A 25,690-nucleotide genomic window follows, 5' to 3' on the forward strand; every position below is an offset into this window, starting at 1 on the left:
TTTGCCATGTTCTTGAAGAAAGCCAAGCCAGCGCGGCAACGCGGGGTGTCGATGACCGAGACCTTGATCGCGCTGCCGGTGGTACTGGTGTTCACGCTGTCGCTGATCCAGTTTGCGCTGATCTACCGCGCCAGGCTCACCTTACAGTACGCCGCCAACGAGGCCGCGCGCGTGGGCTCGCTCAACAATGCGCTGCCGCTGCCCTATGACCTGCGCATTCCGCTGGCCAAGAAGGGCATGCTGGCCGATGTGAGCCTGGGCAATGTCAAATCGGCGCTCACCAAGGGCAGCGTCTGGCAGGGCTTTGTGCGTGGCATGATGCCGCTCTATGTGGCAGAGTCCAGCGTCTCTGGCCTGCTCAAGGGCTGGGTCAATACCAACACCGACCTGATCCAGGGCAGCTGTATCGAGTACGTCAACCCCACGCAGAACACCTTTTTGGACTGGGCCATGGTGGAGAACTATGGCGAGTCGCGCGGCATCGTGCGCATCCCCAACGACAGCCTGCGCTACCGCAAGCCGCTGCCTTATGAGCGCGATGCCCGCACGGGTGCCACCGACACCTACAACGGCGACACCCCGAACCTGGAAGACACGCGGCTGCGCGGCGCGGTCTCCAACAAGACCTTGGGCGAGACCAATATCCTGCACCTGCGCGTGCACTATGGCTACAAGCTCAGCGTGCCGATTGCCGGGCCCATCATCATCAAGGCCATGCAGGGCTACCGCTATGTCTCCAAGCACATCGGCTCGGTGCTGACCACCGGCGACGATGTGCTCGGTGCCGAAGCCACTGACCTCTCGGCCATCGATGCCTTCTTTCTGGCGAGCGACCGCTTTCCGCTCACGCAGGAAGCCTCGGTGGGCATGCAGTCCTCGCTGTACTGGCATCCGTTCTATGCCTTTGGGCCGGCGCGCGATACCTCGGACCTCAATGCCAGCTTCAAATGGGACGTGGCCGACGGCAACAGTGGGCTGGGCGACTACGCCACCCTGGTGCCGGATCTGGTCGGTAATATCCGCAACGGAGCGCAGTGGGTGACCGCCCATGTGGGCAATGCAGCCATGGATGGTCTCAAGGATGTGGTGGGCCTGCGCAATGCTTTTTGCCCCGCGATCTGGGCCAATCCGATGGGGGTGGAGAATGTTCCCAATCCATTCGATGCGGCGCCTTGATAGGTCACTGGCTGCTGCGGCCGCGCTGCTGCTGGTAGCACTGGGCGGCGCCCCGGCCTGGGCGCAGACGGTGTGCAAGAGCGAGGGCGTTGAATACATTCTGGGCGGTGCCGCTGCCGCCGGACCTGGCTGCAAGGCCGCAGCCGCCGCTGCACCGCCAGCACGCCGCACCTTGCGCACGGCCGCATCCGCACCCGCCCCAGCGCTCACCCCGTCGCAAGGCCCGCGCCCGCGTGAAGGCGCAGATTTTGGCCAGGACGAGCGCCGCCTGATCCTGGAGACCGAGCTGAAAAAGGCCCAGCAGGTGCTGCAGGGCTTCTCGCAGGCGCTGGGCGGTTCAGCCGGCAGTGCGGCACCGGCAGACAAGAGCCGTGCGCTGGCCGATGTGCGGGCCCTCACGGCCGAGCTGGCCCGGCTGCCGCCGGTGGCAAGCCGCTGAGCGCATTAGTCTTGCTCCTCCAGCGATTGCAGCAGCGCGTCCGCGTTCGCATAGCCCGCGGCCTTGGACCGTTGGGCCCAGAACCGTGCGCCGGCCGCGTCATGGGTGTAGATGGCGATTTGCGCCAGGTTGTAGGCGGCGGCGCCATCGCCCAGGTCCGCAGCCAGCACCAGCCAGTCCCGCGCCTGGGCGTCATCGTTGTCTACGGAACGCAGGTGCTGGTAGACATTGAGGGCGGCGCGCTTGTCGCCCGCCTGCGCCAGGCGCTTTTGGCGCAGCAGCTCAGATTCCGACATGCGGGCAATGCCGGCGCTGTTGGCACCGGGCTCATAGCGGATGCCGGTCGGCGGGGCGGGCAGCGGCGCATAGGGGATTTGCTTGCAACCGGCGCTGGCCAGTAGCGCAAGCAATGCCAAGGGGAGGGCGGTGGAGGACAGGCGCATCGCTGCATTGTGGCATTGCGCAAGCCGGCACCGCCAACGCCCTCAGCGCACAAAGGTGGAGGGCTGCAGATCCGGTGTGGTCGCCTTGCGCCGCTCCAGCCAGAATGCCTCGTTTTTTGTCAGCATCTGGAAGTCCTGCGCATCCTGCAGCTTTTGCGCCGCATCCATCGGCCAGTTCGGGTTGTAAATCAGCTCACGTGCCAACGCCACCAGGTCCGCGTCGCCGTTGCGCAAAATGGCCTCGGCCTGCTGCGCATGCACGATCAGACCCACGGCCATCGTGCGCGCGCCGGTGGCAGCCTGGATGGCCGAGGCCAGTTCGACCTGGTAGCCATAGCTGGCAGATTGGCCGCTGCGCAGCGGCGAGCCGGCAATGCCGCCCGAGGAGCAGTCGATCACATCGACACCCAGCGGCAGCAGGCGTTTGACCAGCGCGATGCTGTCCTCCAGCGTCCAGCCCCCGGGCGCGCCGTCGGTGCAGGACAGGCGCACAAAGAGGGGCAGGGCTGCTGGCCACACGGCGCGCACCGCATCGACGACGGTCAGCAGCAGCCGGCAGCGGTTGTCCAAGCTGCCGCCCCAGGCATCGCCGCGCTGGTTGGCCAGTGGTGACAAAAAGCTGTGCAGTAGGTAGCCATGGCCGGCATGCAGCTCCAGCACCTGGTAGCCCGCCTGCGCGGCGCGGCGGGCCGCAGCGGCAAAGGCCTCCACCACCTGCTGGATCTGCTGCAGCGACATGGGCAGCGGCGTTTCGAGGCCCTTGCCTGCGGGGATGGCGCTTGGGCCCATCGGCATCCAGGCATCCCAGTCGGCGATGTCCGGCTGGTAGGGCAGGGGCCCCCGGCCCTGCGCGGGTGTCAGCTGCCGGGCCTTTCGGCCGGCATGCATCAGCTGGATGCCCGGCGTGGTGCCGCAGTCGCGCATCAGCTGCACGATGCGCTGCAAGGGCGCGACCATGTCGTCCTGCCACAGCCCTATATCGCCCAAGGTGCCGCAGCCGCGCCGCTCCACACCGGTGCCTTCCTGGAACACCAGGCCGCTGCCGCCGGCGGCCAGGCGCCCCAGGTGCATCAGATGCCAGTCCTGCACCTGGCCGTGGCGGCCCTGGTACTGCCACATGGGGGCGGCGACGATGCGGTTCTTGATCACCACATCGCGCAGCTGCAGTGGGCTGAAAAGCTGGTTCTGGGTTTCGCTGTGGGGCATGTTGCTGCCGCCTACTTCTTGACCAGCGGGCAGGCCGATTCGGACAGCGGCAGGAAGGCCTTGTCGGCCGGCACCGTGCTGATGACCTTGTAGTAGTCCCAAGGTGCCTTGGACTCCTGCGGCGACTTGACCTGGAACAAGTACATGTCGTGCACCATCATGCCGTCCTCGCGCAGACGGCCGTTCTTGGTGAAGACATCGTTGATGGGCATCTCGCGCATCTTGGCCATCACCGCCTTGGCGTCCGTGCTGCCGGCCGCCTCCACGGCCTTCAGGTAGTGCTTGACCGAAGAGTAGGCGCCCATCTGGCTCATATTGGGCATGGCGTTGACCTTGGCGAAGTACTTCTTCGAGAACGCGCGCGTCTCGTCATTCATGTCCCAGTAGAAGGCCTCGGACAGCAGCATGCCCTGCGCAGTGCGCAGGCCCACCGAATGCACATCGTTGATGTACATCAGCAGCGAGGCGAGCTTTTGCTTGCTCTCGGGGGTGATGCCGAATTCGCGCGCAGCCTTGATCGAGTTGACCAGGTCATTGCCGAAGTTGGCCAGGCCGATCACATCGGCCTTGCTGGCCTGGGCCTGCACCACGGCCGATGAAAAGTCCGAGCCATTTAGCGGGTGCCGGGTCTCGCCGATCACCTTGCCGCCCACGGTGGCAATGGCCTGGGTGGTGGCCTTGACGATGTCATAGCCGCCCGAGTAGTCGGCTGTCAGAAAGTACCACTGCTTGCCGATCTTCTCGGCCGCCGCCTTGCCCACGGTATTGGCCAGCGCGTACGAGTTGTAGGCCCAGTGCGCGACGGTGGGGCCACACATGTCACCGGTGATGCGGTCGCTGGCCGGGCCGCTCATCACCAGCACCTTGCCTTTTTCCTTGGCGATGTTGAGCACCGCGAGCGCGGCCGCGGAGCCGCCCACGTCCTGGATCGCGTCGACGCCGTTGTCATACCATTCGCGCGCCTTGGCCGCTGCCGAGTCGGCCTTGCTCTGGTGGTCAAAGGTCAGCAGCTCGACCTTGCGGCCCAGCACCTGGCCGCCGGCCTCATCGAGCGCCATCTGGGCAGCGGTGATGCTGCCCTTGCCGGTGATGGCCGAGTAGACGCCCGACTGGTCAACGATCAGGCCGATGCGCACCGGCGGGCCCGATTGCGCGATGGCGCTCAATGATAGGCACAGCAGCGCTGCGGCCAGGCCCAGCGGTTTGACGGGTGCGCGCAGCGCGGGGAGGTGAGAAATACGCATGGTGGTGTCTCCTGTTCAGCTTGTTGTCAGTACCTGGGATTCGCGGATCATGTGCTGCCAGCGCAGGCGCTCGGCCTGCAAGAATTTTTCATAGGCCTCAGGGCCCTGGGCGGTGACCGAGACGCCTTGCTTTTCCAGCAGGTTCTTGAGCTCAGGCGCCTGCAGCTGGGCCACGGTGGTGCGGCCCAGGCGCTCTACAACCTGGGCACTGGTCTTGCGCGGCACAAAAAAGCCGTTCCAGATCGGCGCGGCATAGCCGGGGTAGCCCAGCTCGGCGACGGTGGGGATCTCGGGCCAGGAAGCCATGCGCTGCGCGCTCAAGGTGGCCAGCACGCGCAGCTTGCCCGACTGCACCTGCGGCCGGGTAAAGAGCGCCGTCATCATGCCCATGTCCACGCGCTGCTGCAGCAGGTCCGGCAGGGCCGGGGCCTCGCCCTTGTAGGGCGCATGGATCATTTGCGCGCCACTGAGCTTGCCCAGGTACTCCATCGCCACATGCAGCGGGCCCAGCGGCCCGGTGGACATATAGCGCAGCTTGCCCGGTGTCTTCTTCGCATCGGCCAGCAGCTCGCCCAGGGTCTGGTAGGGGCTGTCTTGCGCCACCACGAGCACATAGTCCACATTGCAGATCGAGGCCACCGCCGCAAAGTCGCGCTGCGGCCGGTAGCCCAGGTCGGGCATCGTGTGCTCGAGCACGATATTGGTGCCCACGCCGCCCATCAGCACGTTGTAGCCATCGGGTTCGGCATGGGCCACCTGGGTCGCGCCGATGGCGCCGGCTGCGCCCACCTTGTTGTCGACCACCACCGGCTGGCCCAGGCCCGGCTCCAGCGCCTTGGCCAGCAGGCGGCCGAGCACATCGGTGGCGCCGCCGGCGGCAAAGGGCACGACCAACCGCACCGGGCGCGACGGGTAGGGGCTCTGCGCCCAGGCGTGCTGGCCGGCCAGCAGGCTGGCTGCGCCCCAGGCTGCATTGCGCAGCAGCCAGCGTCGCCGGTCCCGGTTGGCGGGTGTTTGGGTTGGGGAAAGTTGGTCGTTCATGGCATTGTCTCCGTGTCCTTTTTGTGGTGTTGCCGTGTCCAGAGGCCCCTTTTGAGAAAGCTATAGCCGGGTTGCGCTGATCGTGAGCCCTCCGTCGATGTGCAAGGTCTGGCCGGTGATGTAGCCCGCCAGCGGGTGCAGCAAGAAGTCGATGGCATGGGCGATCTCCACCGGCTCGGACACCCGCTGTAGCGGCACGGCGGCGAGCAACGCCTCGGTCTGCGGCGCGCCGGGCGGACTGGCGGTCTTGAACAGCTCGGTGGCGACGGGCCCGGGGGCAATCACATTGACCGTTATCTGGTCCGGGGCCAGCTCCAGCGCCCAGGTGCGGCTCATGCCGATGACGGCGGCCTTGGTGGCGCTGTAGGCGGTGCGGTTGGGCTTGCCCAGCGCTGCGCGCGAGGAGATATTGACGACCCGGCCCGCGCGCGCCTGGCGCATGCCCGGCAGCAGCGCCTGCATGCAGACCAGGCAGGCGTTCACGTTCAGCGCCATGGCCTCGTTCATGTCGGCCACGCTGGTGTGCGCCAGGTCGGTGGTGTGGGCGAGCGCCGCGTTGTTGACCAGGCCATAGAAGGGCGCCTGCGCGGCCAGGTCGCTGACCAGCGCCCGCGTGCCTTCCAGGTCCATCAGGTCACAGGCGATGAACTGCTCATCGGGCCGCGCGTCGGCGGGGATGCTGCGGGCCAGGCCAATCGTCTGGTAGCCCTTGTCGGCGAGGTAGCGCATCGTGGCGCGGCCAATGCCCCGGCTGGCGCCGGTCACCAATACGCGGGGTTGGCGGGAGCTGTCTGTCATGCCTGGCCTTTCAATAGTTGTCGACCGATGATGGTCTTTTGCACTTCGGTCGCACCTTCGTAGATGCGCATAGGGCGCACTTCGCGGTAGAGGCGCTCGACCACGCTGCCGCAGGTGATGCCCATGCCGCCCCACAGCTGCACGGCGGCATCGACCACCTGGAAGGCGGCCTCGGTGCCCTGCATCTTGGCCATCGCCGCCTCGGTGCTGATGCGGCGCTGGCGCACATCGCGCAGCCAGGCGGCCTTGTGCACCAGCAGGCGTGCGGCTTCCAGCTGGGTGGCCATATCGGCCAGCTTGTGCTGCACGGTCTGCATCTCGGCCATCGCCTGGCCATAGAGCTGGCGCTGGCTGACCCGCGCCAGGGTCTCATCGAGCGCGCGCTGGCCCATGCCCAGCGCGGCGGCCCCCACCGAGCTGCGGAAGATATCGAGCACGCCCATCGCCACCTTGAAGCCTTCGCCCGGCTGGCCAAGCAGGCGGCCCGCAGGCACCTTGCACGCGTCAAAATGGATCTCGGCGAGCGGGTGGGGCGCGATGATGTCGATGGCGCGGTGGATGTGGAGGCCCGGGGTGTCGGCATCGACCAGCAAGGCCGACAGGCCGCTCGCGCCCCTGGCCTCTTCGGTGCGGGCGATGACCACATAGAAGTCGGCGATGCCGCCGTTGGAGATATAGGACTTGGCGCCATCGAGCAGGTAGTGGTCGCCCTGCAGCACCGCCCGCGTCTTGGTGGCGGCCACGTCGGAGCCGCCATCGGGCTCGGTCAGCGCAAACGCTGCCACCTTGCGGCCCTGGCTGCAGGCCTGCACATAGGGCGCCACCAGCTGCGCATCACCCTTTTGCCATAGCGCTGCACTGCCGATGCCCTGCATGCTGAAGACAAAATCGGCCAGCGGCGCGTAGTAGCCCAGGCATTCGCGCACCAGGCAGATGGCGCGCAGGTCCACCGCTGGCGGCAGACCATCGGCCATTGCCGGCGCCGCATATTCGAGCAGGCCATGCTGGGCGAGGCTGTGCAGCCAGTGGGCGCATTCGGCCTGCAGGTCCTGCGGGGTTTCATCGGCCAGGCGCGCACGGTTGTGGCTGATCCAGTCGTTGAGCCGGGCGATGACCTCGGCATGCCGGTCGTCAAAAAATGGCGTCTCGGCCAGGGTCCAGCTGTGCTTCATGCGCTGGCCTCCTGGGCGAGCAGGCTGTGGGCCAGGTCGCGCAGCTCGTTGCGTTTGACCTTCTTGCCATTGGGCCCCATGGTGTAGGGAAAGGTCTCGACCCGGAAGATGCGGATGGGCACCTTGTAGCGCGCAATCTGCTGCTGCAGCTGGGCCTTGATCGCCTCTTCGTCCCAGCGTTGGTCGGTGTTGTCCCGGGGCTCCAGCACAAAGGCCACCGGGCGCGAGCTGCCCGAGGCATTGACCGCGACCACCTGGCAGGCGCTCGCCCCGCAAAGCGCCATCACCGACTCCTCAATCTCGGCCGGGTTGACCAAAAAGCCGCCGATGCGCAGCACATCGCCCAGGCGCGAGATATGCGTGAAGCCGCCATCGCCATTGAGGTAGCCCAGATCGCCCGAGCGCAGGAAGCCGTCATCGGTAAAGGCCTGCTGCGTCGCCTGCGCGTCGTGCAGGTACTGCTGCATCAAGGTGGGGCTGTAGAACTCCAGCTCACCGGGCTCTTGCGCCTCGGCGATGGCGCCGGTCTCCAGATTGCGCACGCGCACCCGTGCCTGCGGGCAGACCGGAAAACCGCCGGACTGGGCGCGCCGGGGCAGAGGCGCCGCCGGGTCCTGGTGGGCAAACAGCGCAAAGGTCTCGCTCATGCCAAAGCAGCCGACCATCGGTATGCCGTACTGCAAGGCACGGGCGGGCAGCGCATCGAGCCCGGGCACAAAATTGGCATGGCCAAAAAAGCGCAGCGCCTGCGGCTGCCAGCCCGAGGGCAGCTCGGCGATGAGTTTGTCGACCATGTCGTTGGTGCCAAACATATGGGTGATGGGCTCGCGCTGCAGGCAGGCCGCTGCACGTGCGGTATCGAATACCTCGTGCAGCACCAGGCACGCGCCAGCTGCCAAGGTGGCCATCGCCGCCGTGTAGCCAAAGGCCCCGCACAGCGGCAGCGCCAGCAGGCTGCGGCAGCCGCTGTCGATGCCAAAGCCGGGTGCCACATCCTGTGCATGCTGGGCCACGCTGGCCTGGCGGTGCACGATCAGCTTGGGCTGGCTGGTGGTGCCCGAGGACGACAGGATGATGCAGGTCTGCGCGCCCTGGCAGTTGCTGCTGTGCGGCGTTGTTGCGGCTGCGGCCATCAGCGCCTGCCAGGGCTGGATCTGCAGCACGCCGCCACCGGCCTGCAGCGGGGCAGAGGCAGCGGTGGCCGGGCTCAGGCTGGCATCGATCAGGCACTGCAGGCTGCCGCCTTGCTGCGCCAGAATTTGCTCGAGGCTGTTGCCCGGAAGCAGGCTGGCTGCGCTGGCGGCAGCGCCATTCATCACGGCCAGCGCATTGGCGGTGGTGCGGTCAAAGGCCAGCGCCTTGCAGGCGGAGCGGTCGATAAATCGGCTGATCTCCTTGACGCCCAGCTTGAGGTTGAGGCTCAAGCTGGTGATACCCAGCTGGGCGCAGGCCAGGTGCAGCAGCAGCCAGTGCGGCGTGTTGGGCAGCCACAGGCCCAGCACATCGCCGGCCACCAGGCCTTGCTGGCGCAGGCCGTGGGCGCATTGCTGCACCTGGCTGCGCAGCTGGGCATAGCTGTGGGTGCTGGCGCCAAACTGCAGCGCGGGCGCATCGTCCGCGCCCAGCGCCAGCAGGCTGCGCACATCGTTTGCCCGCGCGCTGGGGGGCGCGCTGGCCATCGTTTGGGATGTCATAGGTCGGCCTTTAGACGGTGGCCACGGGGGTGACAGGCGAGCCCACGGCGCCGGGCAGGCGCAGCGCAGGGGCCGTGAGCATGAAGCGGTAGCGGCCATGGGCCTGCAGCCACTGCGCCAGCGGGTGCAGGTACCACAGCTCGCCAAAGGGCATGCCGAGCTTGAACAGGCACAGCTCATGCAGTGGCAAAAAGGCGCAGCTGCCATCGACGGGCCGGCCGGGCACCGATTCGATGCCGTAGTTGTCGGCCACCAAGGTGGTGATGTGGCTGTCGATGATCCACTGCTGCAGCTCGGGATCACGCCCGTCGAGCACCGCGCCGACGGTCTCGGGCATATCGGACTTCGGCGGGCCATCGCAGGCGAGCAGCAACTCGCTAAAGCCGGTGTAGAGCGCGACGATGTCGCCACGGGTCACCTCGATGCCATCGGCCTTGAGCACCTCCTTGAGCATCTTGCCCGAGACGAGGGTGTGGCCGTCGCCAAAGTGGCGGCGCAGGTTGACCAGCACGCCCCGGCCCTGGATGGCCTGCTCGGCCAGGCGCTCCACCCCCAGCGCCTTGGCGCGGGACTGGCCACCCATGTCCGGCAGGTCATCGGGCGCCAGAATGTCGATACCGGCCTGGAAGCCGTTGTAGTAGACCAGCTCGTCGACGCCATCGCCGTTGATGTCGAAATGGCTGCCCACGTGGGAGAGCGCATCCCACTGCGTCGAGTACTGCAGGTAAATCTCGGCATAGTCGTCGCTGACCACATCGGTGTAGTTCGGGTTCTCACGCGAGAGCGCAAAGTTCAGGCCTGGGCCCAGCGGGCGGCGCGAGGGCTTGATGATCGGCGGGTGGCGGCGCGGGTTGAGCGCATTGCCGCCGGGCTTGTCCAGCGGCAGGCTCAGGCAAAAGCGCTCGCCGGTCTGTATCTCCTGCGCCGCTTCCTTGACCTTGTCCGCCGTCAGGTAGTTCAGGCGGCCGAGCTGGTCATCGGGGCCAAAGTCGCCCCAGTTCGATTGCGCGGGGCGCTGGGTCCAGCGCGGCGAGCCGGCGCTGCCGACAACAGGGGCAAGGTGCGGGGCATGTACAGGGCGGTAGGCGTTCATAGGGTTTTCCAGATAACGGGGGAGACAGCGCGCAGCGGCGATCTGCCGTAGCTTGTGCGCACCTCAAGAGGTACCGAGCAACTATGAGACGGGATGTGCCGGGATGGCAAAAGCTGGCAGCACGGATGTTCACGATATGAACTCAGGTTTTCCCGGGGCGCAAAGCCCTGCGCGCTTGGTCAAGGTGCTGCGGCTGCTCACGCGCCACCATGTGCAAGGCCTGTCGATTGCGGAGTTGACCGCGCAGTCGGGGCTGGACCGCTCGACCGCACGGCGCTTGCTGATGGTGCTGGCCCAGTCTGGCTATGCGGCCAAGGATGCAGTCACAGGCCGCTACCGCTTAGGCGTCGAAGCCATGCTGACGGGGCTGGCGGCGATGGCCAAGCCGCCCATCTTCGAGGTCTGTCACCCGGTGATGGTCAGCGTGGCCCGGCGCAGCGGCGACACGGTGTTTCTGATCATCCGCGTGGGCGACTTTGCCCACTGCCTGCATGTGCAGCCGGGCAGCACGGTGCTGCATGCCCACAGCCTGATGACCGGGCAGATCCGCCTGCTGGGCCAGGGCACGGCCAGCCTGGCGCTGGCCGCCAGCCTGCGCGACGCCGAGCTGGAGCAGATCTACCAGCGCCGCCGGCTGGACTACGAGGCCGCCGGCATCAGCCAGGAGCGGCTGATGGACATGGTGCGCCAGACGCGCAAACGCGGCCATGCGCTCAGCGTCAACCTGCTCACCTCGGGCGCCACCGGCGTGGGGCTGGCGATCGAGTTCCAGACCGCCCATAGCGCGCACATGGCCGCCATCAGCGTGGCCAACCACGACGCGCAGATGGATGCGCTGCACCAGGCGCAGGCGCTGCAGGTGCTGCGCGAGGAGTTGGCCCAGGCGGGTATTGCGCAGGTGGGCGGCGGCGATCGCGTAGGACGGTAGCGCAGAGTGGCCGCTGGCAAGCCAGGGAGCGGAACCTGGGCCGTGCCCTGGGCTCCAAGTGCGTTCTTTTGTGCACTTTTAACGCGGAGCCCTGATACATGACGACTGAAGAAATTCGTGCCACTTTGACCCTGTGCCTGCTCGCCTCGTTCGCCGATGGCGAGAAGCACGAGCGCGAGCGCGAGCAGATCCGCCAGGTGGCCGAGGGCCTGGCGGCCGACCAGCAGATCAACCTGCCCCACCTCTACCAGGATGTGCTGCTGCGCCGTGTGCAATTGGGCGATGTGCTGGCCCAACTGCAGACCACCGAGGCGCGCCAGCTCGCCTATGAGATGGCGCTGTGCGTCTGCGAAGCCGATGGCAGCACCAGCCCCAAGGAAGCGGCCTTTTTGGCGCAACTGCGCGAGGCTTTTGGTACGGCAGGGCAGGCGCCCACCGCGCCCGGTCCTACCGCAGCGCCTGCAGTGGCTGCCGCGACGGGGATGGCTGCAGCGGCAGCGTTGGCCACGCCGCCCGCGCAGGCGCTGGCCGGCAACCTGGTCGATGCGCCATTGAACGCCGCCTTGCCCGACACCCCGCTGGCGCTGACGGAGCCCGCGCCCCATCCGGCAGCGGCCGACCCGCTGGTGCCGGCGCAGGCCGAGCGCCGGCCCTCGAGCTTGTCGGTGGAGGCCATGGACCAGAAGATCCTCAAGGCCTCGATTCTCAACGGTGCGATCGAGCTGCTGCCCGAGAACCTCTCGACGCTGGCGATCATTCCGCTGCAGATGCGCCTGGTCTACCAGATCGGGCAGAACTATGGCTACGAGCTGGACAAGGGCCACATCAAGGACCTGCTGGGCGCGCTGGGTGTCGGCTTGACCTCGCAGTACCTGGAGCAGGCGGGGCGCAAGCTGCTGGGTGGGCTGCTGGGCAAGGCCGGCAAGGGCTTGCTCGGCGGCCTGGGCCGGCAGGCCGTCAGCAGCGGCATGAGCTTTGCCTCCACCTATGCGCTGGGCCATGTCGCCAACCAGTACTACGCCGGCGGGCGCCAGCTGTCGACTGACATGCTGAAGAACGCCTACCAGCATGTGATGCAGGATGGCCGCCAGCTGCAGTCGCGCTACCAGGCGCAGATGCAGGAGACCGCGAGCGGCCTGAACACCGCCAAGATCCTGTCGATGGTGCGTGGCGGTCAGTAGCGATATTTCTAAATGTAACTATCGCTGTAGGTCAAATGCTTGAATAAATGCAGGACGACACCGGCAAGGTTGTCAAAATGCATGAATAGTCGCTTGGTGATTTTGCGATGGGGTTCTGCCCAGCCCGCCATTTTGGCGGGCTTTTTTGTCTGACGTCTGCGCGACAAAAAATCATACAAAAACGAGCACTTATCCTATATTTCTCCTCTGAGTTCTGGCGGAGAAAGACCCGAAGTGCACGGCATATTCTGTCGCTCAAGAGGGCGAGGGCGGTAACCCGCACAGGCGGTTTGACCCGCTGGCGCAGCCCGCTTTGGTTATAGACCAGAACTAGCTGCGCTTATAGATTCTTTCAATAAATTAATTTTAGATTTACCAAAGGTTCGCAGTACGGTTGCCCTTGTGAATCGTTGTGTTTGCATGAGTAATCAGCGGCACCTGTCCTCGACCGCCGGGGGGTATGGCCTGGGTTTATCCCACCCATCCTGGCGTCCTGGCTTGGTGCCCAAGGAGACGCTATGAACCCGATTGGTGCGCAGAGGACCCTCCGCCATCTGCTCTACGGGGGGCTCGCGAGCCTGGCCCTCATCTGCAGTTCCGCCGTCCAGGCGGCCTCGGCCGGATCCGGCCGGGCCTATGGCCTGCAGGTCACCGCCGATGTGGTGGGTGTGGGACTCGGTGTCCCGATTGCCGATACCGGCCAGAAAACGGCACCACCGGATTTCAATACCCCCACCTCGGTCGTCAGTGCGTCTGTCGCTGCAGGCGTAGGCAATTTGCTGACCGTGCGTACGGGCGTGCTCAACGCCGCCACGCAAAGCAAGCTGGCGCAAAACAGTGTGGTGTCTTCGTCCTCCGTCAACGGCTTGGCCCTCAAGCTCGCGGGGCTGGCGCTGGGGGCTGACACCATCAGTTCGCAAGCCAAGATGTCGTGCGACAACGGGGTGCCCAAACCAGAGGGCAGCGCACAAATCCTCGGGGCGACGGGATCGCTCGTGGGGGTGAGTGTGGCGGCAAATACCCAAACCAATCTGACGATTGGCGTGCCCACGCTCGGAACCATGGTGGGGGTCGTCCTCCACACCAATGAGCAAATACTGAGCAACCAGGGCAAGACACTGAGCGTCAATGCGCTGCGTGTGGAGCTGGTCGCCTCTGCGCTGGGCGCGCGGTTGCTCGGTGCATCCGTCGTGGTAGGCAACTCCTCTGCAACCCTGTCCGATTGCGCGCCCACGGTCACGCTGGCGCCCTTGCCGTTGATTACCACCAGCAACCAGGCGGCTATATCCGTTAGCGGAACCTGCAGCGCCGGCAGTGGCAATGTGGCCATCAGCTCTACGCCCACCGGCGTGAGCCAGTCGCTGCCTTGCTCTGCCACTGGCAGCTATTCCGGTTCGGTGGACACCACAGCGCTGGCCGATGGTCCCGTGACGCTCACGGCATCACAGAGCCCCGCAGGGCCGACCAGCTCGTCGAGCCAGTCCACCACCAAGAACACGGCCCCGGTCTTGCAACCGCCAGTCGTGACGGTCGTCTCTGCGCCGCCTATCACCGCAGCGAACCAGGCGTCCTACAGCGTCTCGGGCACCTGCTCGGCCAATGGTGCATCGGTCTCCATCCTGGTCGGGGTAGTGCCCGCATCGGCACAGTGCAGCGGCGGCCTCTGGTCCGCCTCCGGCCTGAATGTCACAGCCGTGCCCAATGGGGCGGTCACGGTCATGGCCTCGCAAACTGTCAGTGGTCTGCTCGGCTCGGGCAGCTTGACGACCAGCAAGGACGCCGCAGGGGTTCTGCCCGTGGTGGTCGTTACGTCGGCACCGGCGATCACCGCAGCGAACCAGGCCTCCTATACCGTCTCGGGCACATGTTCGGTGAACGGCACCAACGTTTCCGTCGTCATCGACACTGTCAATGCCACGGTGCCCTGTACTGGCAATATCTGGGCCGCCGCAGGCCTGGATGTCACGGCCTTGCCCAATGGGGCTGTCACGGTCACTGCGTCGCAAACCGTTGGTAACCAAACGGGATCGGGCAGTCTGGGGACCACGAAGGACTCGGCCGGTGCTATCCCCGTCGTGACCATCAGCCTGGCTCCCGCCATCACGCTGGCCAACCAGGCGGCCTATACGGTTTCGGGCAGCTGCTCGGTCAACGGCAGCAACGTGGCCGTGCTGGTGGGCTCGGTCGCTGCCTCTGCGCTGTGTGCGAATGGCAGCTGGTCCACGGCCGGCCTGGATGTCAGTGGCTTGCCCAATGGGGCCGTCACGGTCATGGCGTCGCAAACGTTGGGCGGCCAAACCGGATCGGCCAGCCTGGTGACCAGCAAGGACGTGACGGGCGCCGTGCCCGTGGTAGCGGTGACCTCGGCCCCCGCGATCACGGCAGTGAACCAGAGCTCTTACACGGTATCTGGTACCTGTTCGGCCAGCGGCACCAACGTGGCCGTGCTGATCGGCTCCATCTCGGCTGCGGCGCCTTGTAACGGCGGCATCTGGTCCACCGCAGCGGTGGATGTCGGTAGCCTGCTCGATGGCGCGGTCACGGTGACGGCGTCGCAGACGGTGGGCGGCCAGACGGGATCGGGCAGCCTGCAGACCAGCAAGAACACGGTGGTGGACGCCCCCGTGGTGACCATTAGCTCGGCACCCGCCATCACGGCGCTCAATGAGGGCGCCTATACCATCTCGGGCACCTGCTCGGCCAATGGCACGAATGTCGCTGTGCTGGTCGGCTCCGTGGCGGCTTCGGCGCCCTGTACGGGCAACATCTGGTCCAGCTCAGGTCTCGATGTCAGCGGCTTGGCGGATGGGCCGGTGCTGGTCTCCGCCTCGCAAACGGTAGGCGCGCAAACGGGGTCGGGCACGCTGGTGACAGCCAAAGACACGGCGGGTGTCGCACCGGTGGTGACCATCAGCGCTGCACCCGCCATCACGGCGCTGAACGAGGCAGCCTATACCGTCTCGGGCACTTGCTCGGTCAACGGGTCCAACGTCAACGTCCTGATCGGCTCCATCTCTGCATCGGCGACCTGCGATGCCGGCCTCTGGACCACCCCGGCGCTGAATGTCGCTGCTTTGCCGGATGGCGCGGTCACCGTGACCGCTTCGCAAACCGCCAATGGCCAAACCGGATCGGGCACGCTGGTGATCGCCAAGGACACGGCGGGAGTCGCTCCTTCCGTGGCCGTCACCTCGGCTCCCGCCATCACGGGTTCCAACCAGGCGTCCTATGTCGTTTCGGGCACCTGCTCGGCCAACGGCAGCAACGTGGCCGTTCTGGTCGGCTCCATCGCTGCCACGGCACTGTGCGACGGCGGTGTCTGGGCCACGGCAGGCCTGGATGTCAGTGGCTTGCCCGATGGCGCGGTCACGGTCACGGCCACGCAAACCGTCGGTGACCGAACGGGATCGGGCAGCCTGGTGACGAGCAAGAGTTCGGCCAGCATCGCTCCTGTGGTGAGCATCACCTCGGCGCCTGCGATCACGGCAGCGAACGAGTTGTCCTATACCGTCTCGGGCACCTGCTCGGTCAACGGCACGGGTGTTGATGTGCTGGTCGGCACCGTCGCTGGCTCGGCGCCCTGCAGTGGCGGCATCTGGTCCACCGCAGGCCTCAATGTCAGTGGCTTGCCCAATGGACCCGTCTCGGTCGTTGCCTCGCAGACGGTGGGCGGCCTGACGGGCTCGGGGAGTTTGGTGATTGGAAAGGACTCCGAGGGAATCGCCCCGGTGGTCACCATTACCTCGGCGCCCGCGATCACCGCGGCCAACCAGTCGGCCTATACCGTATCGGGCACCTGCTCGGAAAACGGCGTGGTGGTAACGGTGCATGTCGGTGACGTTGCAGCGGTGCCGCAGCCTGTGTGCAACGGCGGCATCTGGTCGACCGCAGCGATGGATGTCAGCGCCTTGCCCGATGAGATGGTGCTGGTGACGGCTTCGCAGACGCTGAACGGCCAAACCGGATCGGGCAGCCTGGTGACCGCCAAGGACACGGCCGGCATCGCGCCGGTGGTGGCCATCAGCTCGGCACCGGCCATCACGGCTGCCAACCAGTCTGACTATACCGTCTCGGGTACCTGCACGGTGGATGGCAGCAACGTGGCGGTACTGGTCGGCTCGGTTGCGGCTTCGGCCCCATGCAGCGGCGGCAACTGGACCAGCGCAGGGCTGGATGTCAGTGGTTTGCCCGATGGATCAGTCACGGTGACGGCCTCGCAAACGGCCGGTGGTTTGACGGGATCGGGCAGTTTGGTGACCGCCAAGGACACGGCAGGCGTTGCCCCGTCGGTGTCCATCACTTCGGCAGCGGCGATCACGGCGGCCAACCAGTCGGCCTATGTCGTATCGGGCACTTGCTCGGTCAACGGCACGGATGTCTCCGTTCTGGTGGGCCAGGTCGCTGCAGCGGCGCCTTGCAGCAGCGGTACCTGGGTTACCGCTGGCATGGACGTGAGCGGCTTGCCCGCTGGCGCGGTCACGGTCATGGCATCGCAAACGGCGGGTAGCCAAACGGGATCGGTGAGCCTGGTGATCAACAAGGAGCCGGTGGGGATCGTGCCCGTGGTGGCCATCACCCTGCCACCTGACATTACCGTATCTAACCAGGCGGCCTACACCGTCTCGGGCACCTGCTCGGTGGCCGGTACCAACGTGGCGGTTCAGGTTGGATCCATCGCCGCATCGGTGGCATGCGACGGCAGCAGTTGGACCACGGCTCCGCTGGATGTCAGTGGCTTGCCGGATGGATTGGTGACGGTGACCGCCTCGCAGACCGTGAGTGGCGGCTCGGGATCGGCCAGTGTGGTGGTCAACAAGACTGCGGCCGCTACTGCGCCTGTGGTGACCATTGGCTCTGCTCCCGCCATTACGCTGGCCAACCAGGCGTCCTACACGGTCTCGGGCACTTGCTCGGCGAGCGGCATCAGTGTCGCCGTCCAGGTCGGCAGTGTCCCAGCGTCTGCGACCTGTGACGCGGGAGCCTGGACTGCGTCGGGTCTGAATGTCAGTGCCTTGCCTGACGGGGTGGTCGTCGTGACCGCGGAGCAAATCGTTGGCGGCTTGTCCGGGTCGGACAGCGTGGAGACCACCAAGGCCACTGCAGCGATTGTTCCTGTGGTGGTCATCACCTCCGCACCTGCAATCACCGCCTTGAATGAGGCCGCCTATACCGTCTCGGGCACCTGCTCGGTCAACGGTGAAGTGGTGACGGTACTCGTCGGCTCGATACCCGCATCGGCAACCTGCAGCGATGGCATCTGGGCCACCGAGCCCATCAATGTCAGTGGGCTGGCTGATGGACAGATTACGGTGCAGGCCTCGCAAGACGCCGGTGGCCAGACGGGAACAGTCAGCCTGGTGATCAGCAAGGACTCTGCCGGAGCTGCGCCCGCCGTGGGTGTGGTCTCGGCACCGCCGATCACGGCAGCGAACCAATCGGCTTACACCGTCTCGGGTACCTGCTCAGTCAATGGCGCAGCGGTGGCTGTTCAAATCGGCTCGGTTCCTGCATCGGCGCAGTGCAATGCCGGTATCTGGTCGAGCACGGCCGTGGACGTCAGTGCCTTGCCCGATGGCCCGGTCACCGTGACAGTTTCGCAAACGCTGGGCAACCAAACCGGCACGGGCAGCCTGGTGACCACCAAGGATGCGGCCGGAATCGTACCCGTGGTGAGCGTGACGTCGGCACCTGCGATCACGTTGGCGAACCAGGCAGCCTATACCGTCTCGGGCTCTTGCTCGGTGGGCGGCAGCAACGTGGCGGTCCTGGTCGGGTCGGTATCGGCGTCGGCAGTGTGCAATGCGGGCATCTGGTCCACAGCAGCTGTTGATGTCACTGCCTTGCCTGATGGAGCAGTCACCGTCATGGCCTCGCAAACTGCCAGTGGTCAAACGGGATCGGGCAGCTTGGTGACCAGCAAGGAGACGGCAGGCGCCGCCCCAGTGGTGACCGTCAGCTCGGCACCCGCCATTACCGCAGCCAACCAGGCGTCGTATACCGTCTCGGGCAACTGCTCGGCCGACGGCATCCCTGTCGCGGTTCAGGTCGGTTCGGGGGCTGCAAGCGCGCCATGCGCGGCTGGCAACTGGTCCGCCGCTGGTCTGGATGTCACTGGCCTGGCCGATGGACCGGTCACCGTAACTGCGGCGCAGACCGTCGGCAGTGTGCTGGGCTCGGGTAGCCTGGTGACCCTCAAGGACACCGCTGGTGTCGTCCCGGTGGTGACCGTTACTTCGGCTCCCGCCATCACGGCTGCCAACCAGGGCTCGTATGTCGTCTCGGGCAGCTGCTCGGTCAACAGTACGACGGTGGCTGTACAGATCGGCTCGGTGTCGTCATCGGCGCCATGCGCCGGAAACCTCTGGACCATCCCCGCGGTGGATGTCAGTGGTCTGCCCGATGGATCGGTCACGGTGACCGTTGCGCAGACGGTTGGCGCCCTGCAGGGATCGGGCAGCCTGGTGACAAACAAGAGCACAGGTGGTGTCCAACCCGTGGTGACGATTACCTCGGCTGCGGACATCACGGCAGCCAACCAGTCGGCCTATAGCGTCTCGGGAACCTGCTCGGTCAACGGTACCAATGTGGATGTGCTGGTCGGCTCGGTGTCCGCATCGGTGCCCTGCACCAGCGGCAGTTGGATGACCGCAGCGTTGAATGTCAGTGGCTTGCAGGACGGCACGGTCACTGTGACGGCTCAGCAAACGGTGGGGGCCCTGGTGGGGTCGGCCAATGTGCAAGTCAACAAGGGCACTGGCGTAACTACACCCGTGGTGACCATTACGTCGGCACCTGCCATCACGGCAGCCAACGCATCGGCGTACTCCGTCTCGGGCACTTGCTCGGTGGGCGGCAGCAATGTGGATGTGCAGGTCGGCTCGGTGTCTGCAACGGCGCCGTGCATGGGTGGCCTCTGGGCGACCGAGGGCATGGATGTCCGTGGTCTGCCCGATGGAGCAGTTGCCGTGACGGCATCGCAGACGGACCAAGCCGGCAACACGGGCAGCATCACCCGCGAAGTCTCGAAGTCGACGGGCTCTGGCGGCGAGCTGCCCGAGCCTCCCGTTGCCCGGATTGCGCCCCAGAACGGTACCTGGATCATCAGCGATGAGCTCAATGGCGAGCCAGGCCGCGGCATGGGTATCGACATCCAGGACGGCGTGCTGTTCATGCAGGTCTACAACTACCGCCAGTCGGGGGAGGCGACCTTTCACACGGCACTGGGCACCTTGCGCGACAACAAAGTGACCGCTCCGCTGTACTTCTACGAAGGCGGGCGCTACTTTGGCAGCGAGCAACGCGATGGCCATGCGGCCGGCAGCCCTGGCAATGTGGTCATCACCTTCACCAGCCGCAGCACCGGTACGATCCAGTTCCCGGGCGAGCCGGTAAAGGCCATGCACCGCTTTGACTATGAGGGCACGCCCGCTGGTGTCTTCTCCGATCCGGCCTTTGTCGACCGCTGGGCCATGGTCGAGCTCAACAGCAGCAACCAACCGGTGCGCAGCTGGTGGGCCGATATCGGCACGAGCGAGCAGGTCTCGATGAGCGAGGATTGGGCGGCAGCAGCGATGGGCTGGCCATACCCACCTACCGTGGCAACGGCGGTCCATGGCTTTGGCGGCACCTTGTCGGGCCATGTGGTGGCGCAATGCAGCTACGGCGGCCGGGGTCTGGTGTTCAACTGCTCGGGCAACCGTGCGGGGGCTAACGGTGCGCCGGTGATCGCGATGACGATGCAGCGTGGTGTTGACCAGCTCAGCGGCACGGTGAAGGAGGGCGGTGGAGACACCCGGCGCCTGGTGGGCTTCCGCGTGGCCCGTGCTGCCTACTCCTGGCAGGACAACCAGAGCGTGCGCACCAGCTACTACGCGCCAGGCTACCTGCCTGAGTCGGGCACCTGGGTCGTCAGTAGCGAGTTGCGGGGCCTGCCAGGTCGCGGTATTTCCATCGAGCTGCAAAAGCCGCTGAACCAGGAGGAGCATCTGTTGTTCATGTCGGTGTACGACTACCAGAGCGACGGCAAGGCGACGTTCCACAGTGTGCTTGGCGCGCATGACGCATCGACCACACCAGAGCCCAACACCCCCGATCTGCCCACAGTGCAGTACCAGGGCGGGCGTTACTTTGGTGGCCCGGCTGCGAGTGCTCGCTTCAACGCGGATGCGGGACCGACCCGATCGATCCACTTCAGCGCGCCATCGGTGGGAACGCTGGCCTTCCCCGGCGAGCAGCCTTTGCAGATAGAGCGTTTCTACTATGGCGTCAACAAGGGCTCGGCCCAGTCGCTGCGCGGATCCTGGTCGGTGCTGTCTGCCACGGATGCGATGCCAAGCCGGATCTTCCGCTTCCAAAAGCGCGACGAGAACTCGGTCATCGATACCGACTCGGGCTATGTCTGTGTCGCCGAAGTGCTGCGCCAGTACAACTTCCGCTGCACTGGCCCTGCGGGCACACCGGCCTTCCGTTTTGTTGCCGGATTCTATGGCGCCAGCTCCGGCATTGTGGGAGACGCCGAAGATGCCCCAGCCATCACCGTGATGCGGGTGACGGATCCGAACGGCGAGATGGTGCAGGCAGGCGACTGAGGCCAAGGAGCCACCGCGGGCCGGCCAAGGCGCAGCGGTGGCAACTGAGCCGGGTTGCGGTCCAGATAAAGCATCTACTTGCGGGGTGAAGGCTATGGCGCTGTTGCCAAATCGGCATCGAATCTATGCCAGGATGTAACCGCCGCTGTAAGCCGAGGCCTTGATTTGACGGTAGAAGGCGCTGTCAGATATGTCAGACGGAGCAGAGTTGAGACGGCTCCCGGGGGCTATGTACCTCTCCGCCGCACCTGGCCCACCGTGATTGGGGGGCACTTTGGTGACTGCGAGGGCTGCGAGCGACCTTTGCAAAAAAATGCATTTATGCGCGATTTCTCCTCTGTAAATCCGCAGTGCAGTAGCAAGGGTGGGTCCGACATGGGCGGATTGGACAGGTCTGCTCCCCCTGTGCTGTGCGGCCCGTAAGAGCCGGGGCTGTTGTAACCAGCTATTGGGGGGAGATGGTTGTGCTTATAAGTGTGCTCAATAAAATAATTTACCGTTTACCAAAGATTCGCAGTACCTTTGCGCTTGTGAGTAGTTGTGTTTGTATGAGCAATCAGCAGCACCTGTCCTCGGCCGGTTGGTGGGGTCTGAGTGGATCACCCCAACGGGCGTTATGGCGGTGCAGAAGGAGACGCTATGAACCCGATTGGTGCACAGAGAACTATCCGCCGTCTGCTGTACGGGGGGCTTGCAGGGCTGGCCTTCGTCTGCAGCACTTCCGCCCTGGCGGCATCCTCAGGATCCGGGCGGGCCTATGGCCTGCAGGTCACTGCCGATGTGCTCGGGGCAGGGTTGGGAGTCCCATTTGCGGATACCGGCCAAAAAAGTGCACCACCGGATTTCAACACGCCTGTTTCTGTAGCGAGTGTGGGCGTGACCGCCGGAGCCAATCTGCTGAGCGTGGGCACGGGTGTCATCAACTCCTCCACCCAAAGCAATCTGGCGCAGAACAACGTGGTATCCAACAGCTCCGTGGACGGTTTGAACCTGACGCTGGCGGGGTTGTCTCTGGGTGCCAATACCATCAGCTCTCAAGCCCGTATGGCCTGCGTCAACGGCGTGCCGCAAGGCTCGGGCGATGCCCAGATACTCGGCGGAACCGGCGCGCTCAGCGGAGTCAGCGCAAGCCTCAATGGTCTTGTAAACCTGACGATCGGGGTGCCAACCATTGGCACGGAGGTGGGTGTCAAGCTCTACACCAATGAGCAAAGCCAAAGTGGCACCTCCATGAGCGTGACCGCGCTGCGCATTGAGTTGGTGGCCAAGGCCTTGACCCTGCCTTTGCTCAACGCCTCGGTGATCGTGGGCAACTCCACCGCATCCATGCCCGATTGCAAGCCCACGGTGACCCTGAATCCTCTGCCGCCGATCAACGCGGGCAACCAGGCGTCGGTGCCCATCAGCGGCAGTTGCAGTGCCGGCAGCGGCAATGTGGCCTTCAGCTCCAACCCAGCAGGCGTGAGCCAGTCGCTGCCCTGTGCAGCAGACGGCACCTATTCGGGCTCGGTCAATGCACAAGGCCTGCCCGATGGCACGGTGACGATCACCGCGACACAGACGGTGTCCGGACAGCCCCCTGGCTCGGCGAGCCAGTCGACCACCAAGAGCACGGGCGCGGTACCCCAGTTGCCGGTGGTGGCCGTCGTTGCGGCGCCCCAGATCACGGCAGCGAACCAGGCCTCGTACACGGTGTCGGGCACCTGTTCGGCCAATGGTGAGGCGGTGGCCGTCATGGTTGGATCGGTCCCGGCATCGGCGCTGTGCGGCGGCGGTGTCTGGTCGGCCTCGGGCATCAATGTGAGCGGTTTGCCTGATGGATCGGTCACGGTGACGGCCTCGCAAACGGTGGGCGGTCAGACCGGCTCGGGTAGCCTGGTGACCGGCAAGGACGCGACCGCCCCCGCGGTGGCGATTACCTCGGCACCGGTGATCAATGCGGCCAACCAGTCGTCGTATGGCGTGGCGGGCAGCTGCTCTGAAAACGGGGCGGCGGTCACGGTGCGCGTGGGGACCGTGGCTACTGTGCCGCAGCCTGTGTGCAACAGCGGTATCTGGTCTGCCTCGGGCATGGATGTCAGTGGCTTGCCTGCGGGCTCTGTCACGGTGACTGCCATGCAAACCGATGCCGCAGGCAATACCGGCAGTGCCAGCCGCGCAACCAGCAAGGAGAGCACGGCCGCTGCTGTGACCGTGGTTGTCGCGCCTCGCATCAACAGTGGCAATCAGGCCAGTTATGGCGGCGTCTCCGGTGCCTGCAGCGCCTCTGGCGGTGGGGTGACGGTGGCGATCGGTAGTGTCAGCAGCTCGGCGGCCTGCAATGCCGGCAACTGGGTGGTGAGCGGTGTCGACGTGCGCAGCCTGCCAGAGGGCACGGTGGTGGTGAAAGCCTCGCAGACGGTGGCAGGCACTGTCATCTCCGGCTCGCTCAACACGGTGAAGGACACGACGGCGCCGGCGGTCTCGATCAGCACCGCGCCGACCATCGACACCTCCAACCAGAATTCGTACAGCCCAGCGGGAACTTGCACCAGCGGCGATGGTGCGGTAACAGTGAGCGTCGGTGCGATCAAGGTGACGGTGGCTTGCGTCAACGGTAACTGGACTGCACCCGGTATGCAGGTAGGGGCCTTGCCCAAGGGCTCGGTCACGGTGACGGCATCGCAGACCGATGACGCGGGCAATACCGGCAGCAGCACGCGACAGGTCTCGAAAACCTCCGACGCCACCGGCGAGTTGCCCACCACCCTGATTGCAGCCCAGAGTGGCACCTGGATCATCAGCGATGAACTCAATGGCGAGCCAGGGCGTGGCATGGGCATCGACATCCAGGATGGCGTGCTGTTCATGCAGGTCTACAACTACCGCCAATCAGGTGCGCCGACCTTCCATACCGCACTCGGTATCTTGCACGACAATACGGTGACCGCTCCGCTGTACTTCTATGAAGGCGGGCGCTTCTTTGGCAGCGAGCAACGCGATGGCCATGAAGCGGGCAGCCCTGGTAATGTCGTGATCACGTTCACCAGCCGCAGCAGGGGCACGATCCAGTTCCCCGGCGAACCTGTCAAGGCCATGCAGCGCTACGACTATGAGGGCACGCCAGCCGGGGTCTTCTCCGACCCGGCCTTTGTGGATCGCTGGGCCATGGTCGAGTTCAACAGCAACAACCAGCCGGTGCGCAGCTGGTGGGCTGACATTGGCAGCAGCGAACAGGTCGCGATGAGCGAAGCGCTGACCACCGCCGCGGTCACCTGGCCCTATCCTCCAACCGCCGCGACCACTGTGCACGGCTTTGGCGGTACCTTGAGCGGCCATGTGCTGGCGCAGTGCAGCTATGGTGGCTCGGGGGTGGTCTTCAACTGCTCTGGCAACCGAGCAGGGGGTGCGGGTAGCGGTGGCCCAGTGGCGCTGACCTTGCAGCGTGGTGTCGACCAACTGAGCGGAACCGTGCGCGAAGGCGGCGACGAGGCACGGCGCCTGGTAGGCTTCCGCGTGGCGCGCGCCGCCTACACCCGGCAGAACAACCAGAATGTGCGCACCAGCTACTACGCGCCAGGCTATGCGCCGGAATCGGGCACCTGGATCGTCAGCAGCGAATTGCGCGGCCTGCCCGGACGGGGTATTTCGATTGAGCTGCAAAAGCCCATGAACGCTGAGGACCATATGCTGTTCATGTCGGTATACAACTACGAAAGCAATGGCCTGGCGACCTTCCACAGCCTGCTGGGCGCGCACGATGCCTCCACCACGCCAGAGCCCAACACCCCCGATCTGCCCACGGTGCAGTACCAGGGTGGGCGCTACTTTGGTGGCCCGGCAGCGGTGGCGCGCTTCAAGGCGGATGCGGGACTGACCAAGTCGATCCACTTCAGCGCGCCATCGGTGGGAACGCTGGTCTTCCCCGGTGAGCAAGCGGTACAGATCGAGCGCTTCTACTACGGTGTGAACAAGGCCTCGGCCCAGTCGCTGCGCGGATCCTGGGTGCTGCTGTCGCAAACGGATGCGATAGCCAGCCGCAGCTTCCGCTTCCAGACACGCGATGCCAACTCGGTGATCGATGCGGCCTCGGGCTATGTCTGTGTCGCCGAAGTGCTGCGCCAGTTCAACTTCCGCTGCACCGGCCCATCAGGCTCCCCAGCCTTCCGCTTTGTGGCCGGCTTCTATGGCGCCAGCACCGGCATTGTGGGAGACGCCGAGGATGCGCCGGCCATCACCGTGGTGCGGGTGACCGACCCGAACGGCGAGATGGTGCAGGCGGGCGACTGAGGAGGGGACACATCGCTGGCCCGGCCTTAGCCGGCCGGGCCGGACCTGGCCTCCCCAGGCCGGGCACAGCGGTGGCTACTGACCCTGCGGGACAGGTCCGGGGCCAGACCTGTTAAAATACCTGGGCGCCAAGCACTACTGAGCAACGGTTTCGCAGAAAACGCCTGCAAACCGTTGTTTTTTATTGCCTGCGCCACAGGCGCTGGCCGGGCATTGCGAAGACATGCTGGCAGCGACGACGACCGTTTCGCATCCCCGGCCTGTGCTGTCTGGATGCGGCTCGCGAGCCAGCAGGCATCCTGCTGGCTTTTTCTTCGTCTGTGGTCGACAAACCGGGCACAATGTCCGATATTGAAGATATTGCGCCGCTCGGGTGGGTGGCGCATGGAGAGTCGCCAACCTGGCCCCGCATCGGTGG

General features: G+C 65.5%; 14 protein-coding genes. 6 read left to right on the top strand and 8 right to left on the bottom strand.

Annotated elements, in window-relative coordinates; all coding sequences use genetic code 11:
• Window positions 1–6 precede the first annotated feature (6 nt).
• Together F0Q04_RS08635 and F0Q04_RS08640 are read left to right on the top strand one after the other, a co-directional pair.
• Complete coding sequence (locus tag F0Q04_RS08635; protein WP_182345177.1) at window positions 7–1,176, top strand: TadE/TadG family type IV pilus assembly protein; 1,170 nt, start codon at window positions 7–9, stop codon at window positions 1,174–1,176.
• Entirely contained in the window at window positions 1,145–1,615 is a 471-nt protein-coding gene (locus F0Q04_RS08640; protein WP_182345178.1) for a hypothetical protein, read from the top strand. The genes F0Q04_RS08635 and F0Q04_RS08640 overlap by 32 nt, the downstream gene beginning before the upstream one ends.
• Before the next feature lie 5 nt (window positions 1,616–1,620).
• Here F0Q04_RS08640 and F0Q04_RS08645 read toward each other — a convergent pair whose 3' ends face one another.
• The 8 genes from F0Q04_RS08645 to F0Q04_RS08680 are packed head-to-tail and all read right to left on the bottom strand — an operon-like array spanning window position 1,621 to window position 10,306.
• On the bottom strand, window positions 1,621–2,058 hold the full coding sequence (locus F0Q04_RS08645) for a hypothetical protein (RefSeq protein WP_182345179.1): 438 nt from the start codon (window positions 2,056–2,058) through the stop codon (window positions 1,621–1,623).
• A 42-nt stretch (window positions 2,059–2,100) separates the two neighbouring features.
• On the bottom strand, window positions 2,101–3,264 hold the full coding sequence (locus tag F0Q04_RS08650; protein ID WP_182345180.1) for an NADH:flavin oxidoreductase/NADH oxidase: 1,164 nt from the start codon (window positions 3,262–3,264) through the stop codon (window positions 2,101–2,103).
• An 11-nt stretch (window positions 3,265–3,275) separates the two neighbouring features.
• Window positions 3,276–4,508, bottom strand: a complete 1,233-nt coding sequence (locus F0Q04_RS08655; RefSeq protein ID WP_116924935.1) for an ABC transporter substrate-binding protein — start codon at window positions 4,506–4,508, stop codon at window positions 3,276–3,278.
• A gap of 15 nt (window positions 4,509–4,523) precedes the next feature.
• Window positions 4,524–5,549 (bottom strand): Bug family tripartite tricarboxylate transporter substrate binding protein, encoded by a 1,026-nt coding sequence (locus F0Q04_RS08660; protein ID WP_182345181.1) that lies wholly within the window; start codon window positions 5,547–5,549, stop codon window positions 4,524–4,526.
• A 60-nt stretch (window positions 5,550–5,609) separates the two neighbouring features.
• Entirely contained in the window at window positions 5,610–6,347 is a 738-nt protein-coding gene (locus F0Q04_RS08665) for an SDR family oxidoreductase (protein WP_182345182.1), read from the bottom strand.
• Window positions 6,344–7,519 carry an acyl-CoA dehydrogenase family protein gene (locus tag F0Q04_RS08670; RefSeq protein ID WP_182345183.1) on the bottom strand — a complete coding sequence of 392 codons (1,176 nt, stop codon included), beginning with the start codon at window positions 7,517–7,519 and terminating at the stop codon, window positions 6,344–6,346. Before F0Q04_RS08670 ends, F0Q04_RS08665 begins: the two co-directional genes overlap by 4 nt.
• Window positions 7,516–9,213 carry an AMP-binding protein gene (locus F0Q04_RS08675; RefSeq protein ID WP_182345184.1) on the bottom strand — a complete coding sequence of 566 codons (1,698 nt, stop codon included), beginning with the start codon at window positions 9,211–9,213 and terminating at the stop codon, window positions 7,516–7,518. The genes F0Q04_RS08670 and F0Q04_RS08675 overlap by 4 nt, the downstream gene beginning before the upstream one ends.
• A 10-nt stretch (window positions 9,214–9,223) precedes the next feature.
• The gene (locus F0Q04_RS08680) at window positions 9,224–10,306 is read right to left on the bottom strand and encodes a cyclase family protein (protein ID WP_182345185.1); all 1,083 of its coding nucleotides are present in this window, start codon (window positions 10,304–10,306) and stop codon (window positions 9,224–9,226) included.
• Between the two features lie 136 nt (window positions 10,307–10,442).
• Here F0Q04_RS08680 and F0Q04_RS08685 point away from each other — a divergent pair, with 136 nt between their 5' ends.
• From F0Q04_RS08685 to F0Q04_RS08700, 4 genes are all read left to right on the top strand, one after another.
• Window positions 10,443–11,234, top strand: coding sequence for an IclR family transcriptional regulator (locus F0Q04_RS08685; protein ID WP_182345186.1), 792 nt, complete (start codon window positions 10,443–10,445; stop codon window positions 11,232–11,234).
• A 98-nt stretch (window positions 11,235–11,332) separates the two neighbouring features.
• Window positions 11,333–12,415 (top strand): TerB family tellurite resistance protein, encoded by a 1,083-nt coding sequence (locus F0Q04_RS08690; RefSeq protein WP_116924845.1) that lies wholly within the window; start codon window positions 11,333–11,335, stop codon window positions 12,413–12,415.
• Between the two features lie 518 nt (window positions 12,416–12,933).
• Complete coding sequence (locus F0Q04_RS08695; protein WP_182345187.1) at window positions 12,934–21,003, top strand: hypothetical protein; 8,070 nt, start codon at window positions 12,934–12,936, stop codon at window positions 21,001–21,003.
• Window positions 21,004–21,642: 639 nt separating this feature from the next.
• Window positions 21,643–25,272 (top strand): choice-of-anchor P family protein, encoded by a 3,630-nt coding sequence (locus F0Q04_RS08700; RefSeq protein WP_332839222.1) that lies wholly within the window; start codon window positions 21,643–21,645, stop codon window positions 25,270–25,272.
• Window positions 25,273–25,690 lie beyond the last annotated feature (418 nt).

It is taken from the genome of Comamonas koreensis (genome assembly GCF_014076495.1).
Taxonomy (GTDB): Bacteria; Pseudomonadota; Gammaproteobacteria; order Burkholderiales; family Burkholderiaceae_C; genus Comamonas; species Comamonas squillarum.

Bases quoted from the DNA above. Each gene is read 5' to 3' on its own strand.
- F0Q04_RS08675 (WP_182345184.1), bottom strand. From the start codon at position 9,213: ATGACATCCCAAACGATGGCCAGCGCGCCCCCCAGCGCGCGGGCAAAC.
- F0Q04_RS08645 (WP_182345179.1), bottom strand. From the start codon at position 2,058: ATGCGCCTGTCCTCCACCGCCCTCCCCTTGGCATTGCTTGCGCTACTG.
- F0Q04_RS08685 (WP_182345186.1), top strand. From the start codon at position 10,443: ATGAACTCAGGTTTTCCCGGGGCGCAAAGCCCTGCGCGCTTGGTCAAG.
- F0Q04_RS08700 (WP_332839222.1), top strand. From the start codon at position 21,643: ATGAACCCGATTGGTGCACAGAGAACTATCCGCCGTCTGCTGTACGGG.
- F0Q04_RS08665 (WP_182345182.1), bottom strand. From the start codon at position 6,347: ATGACAGACAGCTCCCGCCAACCCCGCGTATTGGTGACCGGCGCCAGC.
- F0Q04_RS08670 (WP_182345183.1), bottom strand. From the start codon at position 7,519: ATGAAGCACAGCTGGACCCTGGCCGAGACGCCATTTTTTGACGACCGG.
- F0Q04_RS08650 (WP_182345180.1), bottom strand. From the start codon at position 3,264: ATGCCCCACAGCGAAACCCAGAACCAGCTTTTCAGCCCACTGCAGCTG.
- F0Q04_RS08680 (WP_182345185.1), bottom strand. From the start codon at position 10,306: ATGAACGCCTACCGCCCTGTACATGCCCCGCACCTTGCCCCTGTTGTC.
- F0Q04_RS08635 (WP_182345177.1), top strand. From the start codon at position 7: ATGTTCTTGAAGAAAGCCAAGCCAGCGCGGCAACGCGGGGTGTCGATG.
- F0Q04_RS08640 (WP_182345178.1), top strand. From the start codon at position 1,145: ATGTTCCCAATCCATTCGATGCGGCGCCTTGATAGGTCACTGGCTGCT.
- F0Q04_RS08655 (WP_116924935.1), bottom strand. From the start codon at position 4,508: ATGCGTATTTCTCACCTCCCCGCGCTGCGCGCACCCGTCAAACCGCTG.
- F0Q04_RS08690 (WP_116924845.1), top strand. From the start codon at position 11,333: ATGACGACTGAAGAAATTCGTGCCACTTTGACCCTGTGCCTGCTCGCC.
- F0Q04_RS08660 (WP_182345181.1), bottom strand. From the start codon at position 5,549: ATGAACGACCAACTTTCCCCAACCCAAACACCCGCCAACCGGGACCGG.
- F0Q04_RS08695 (WP_182345187.1), top strand. From the start codon at position 12,934: ATGAACCCGATTGGTGCGCAGAGGACCCTCCGCCATCTGCTCTACGGG.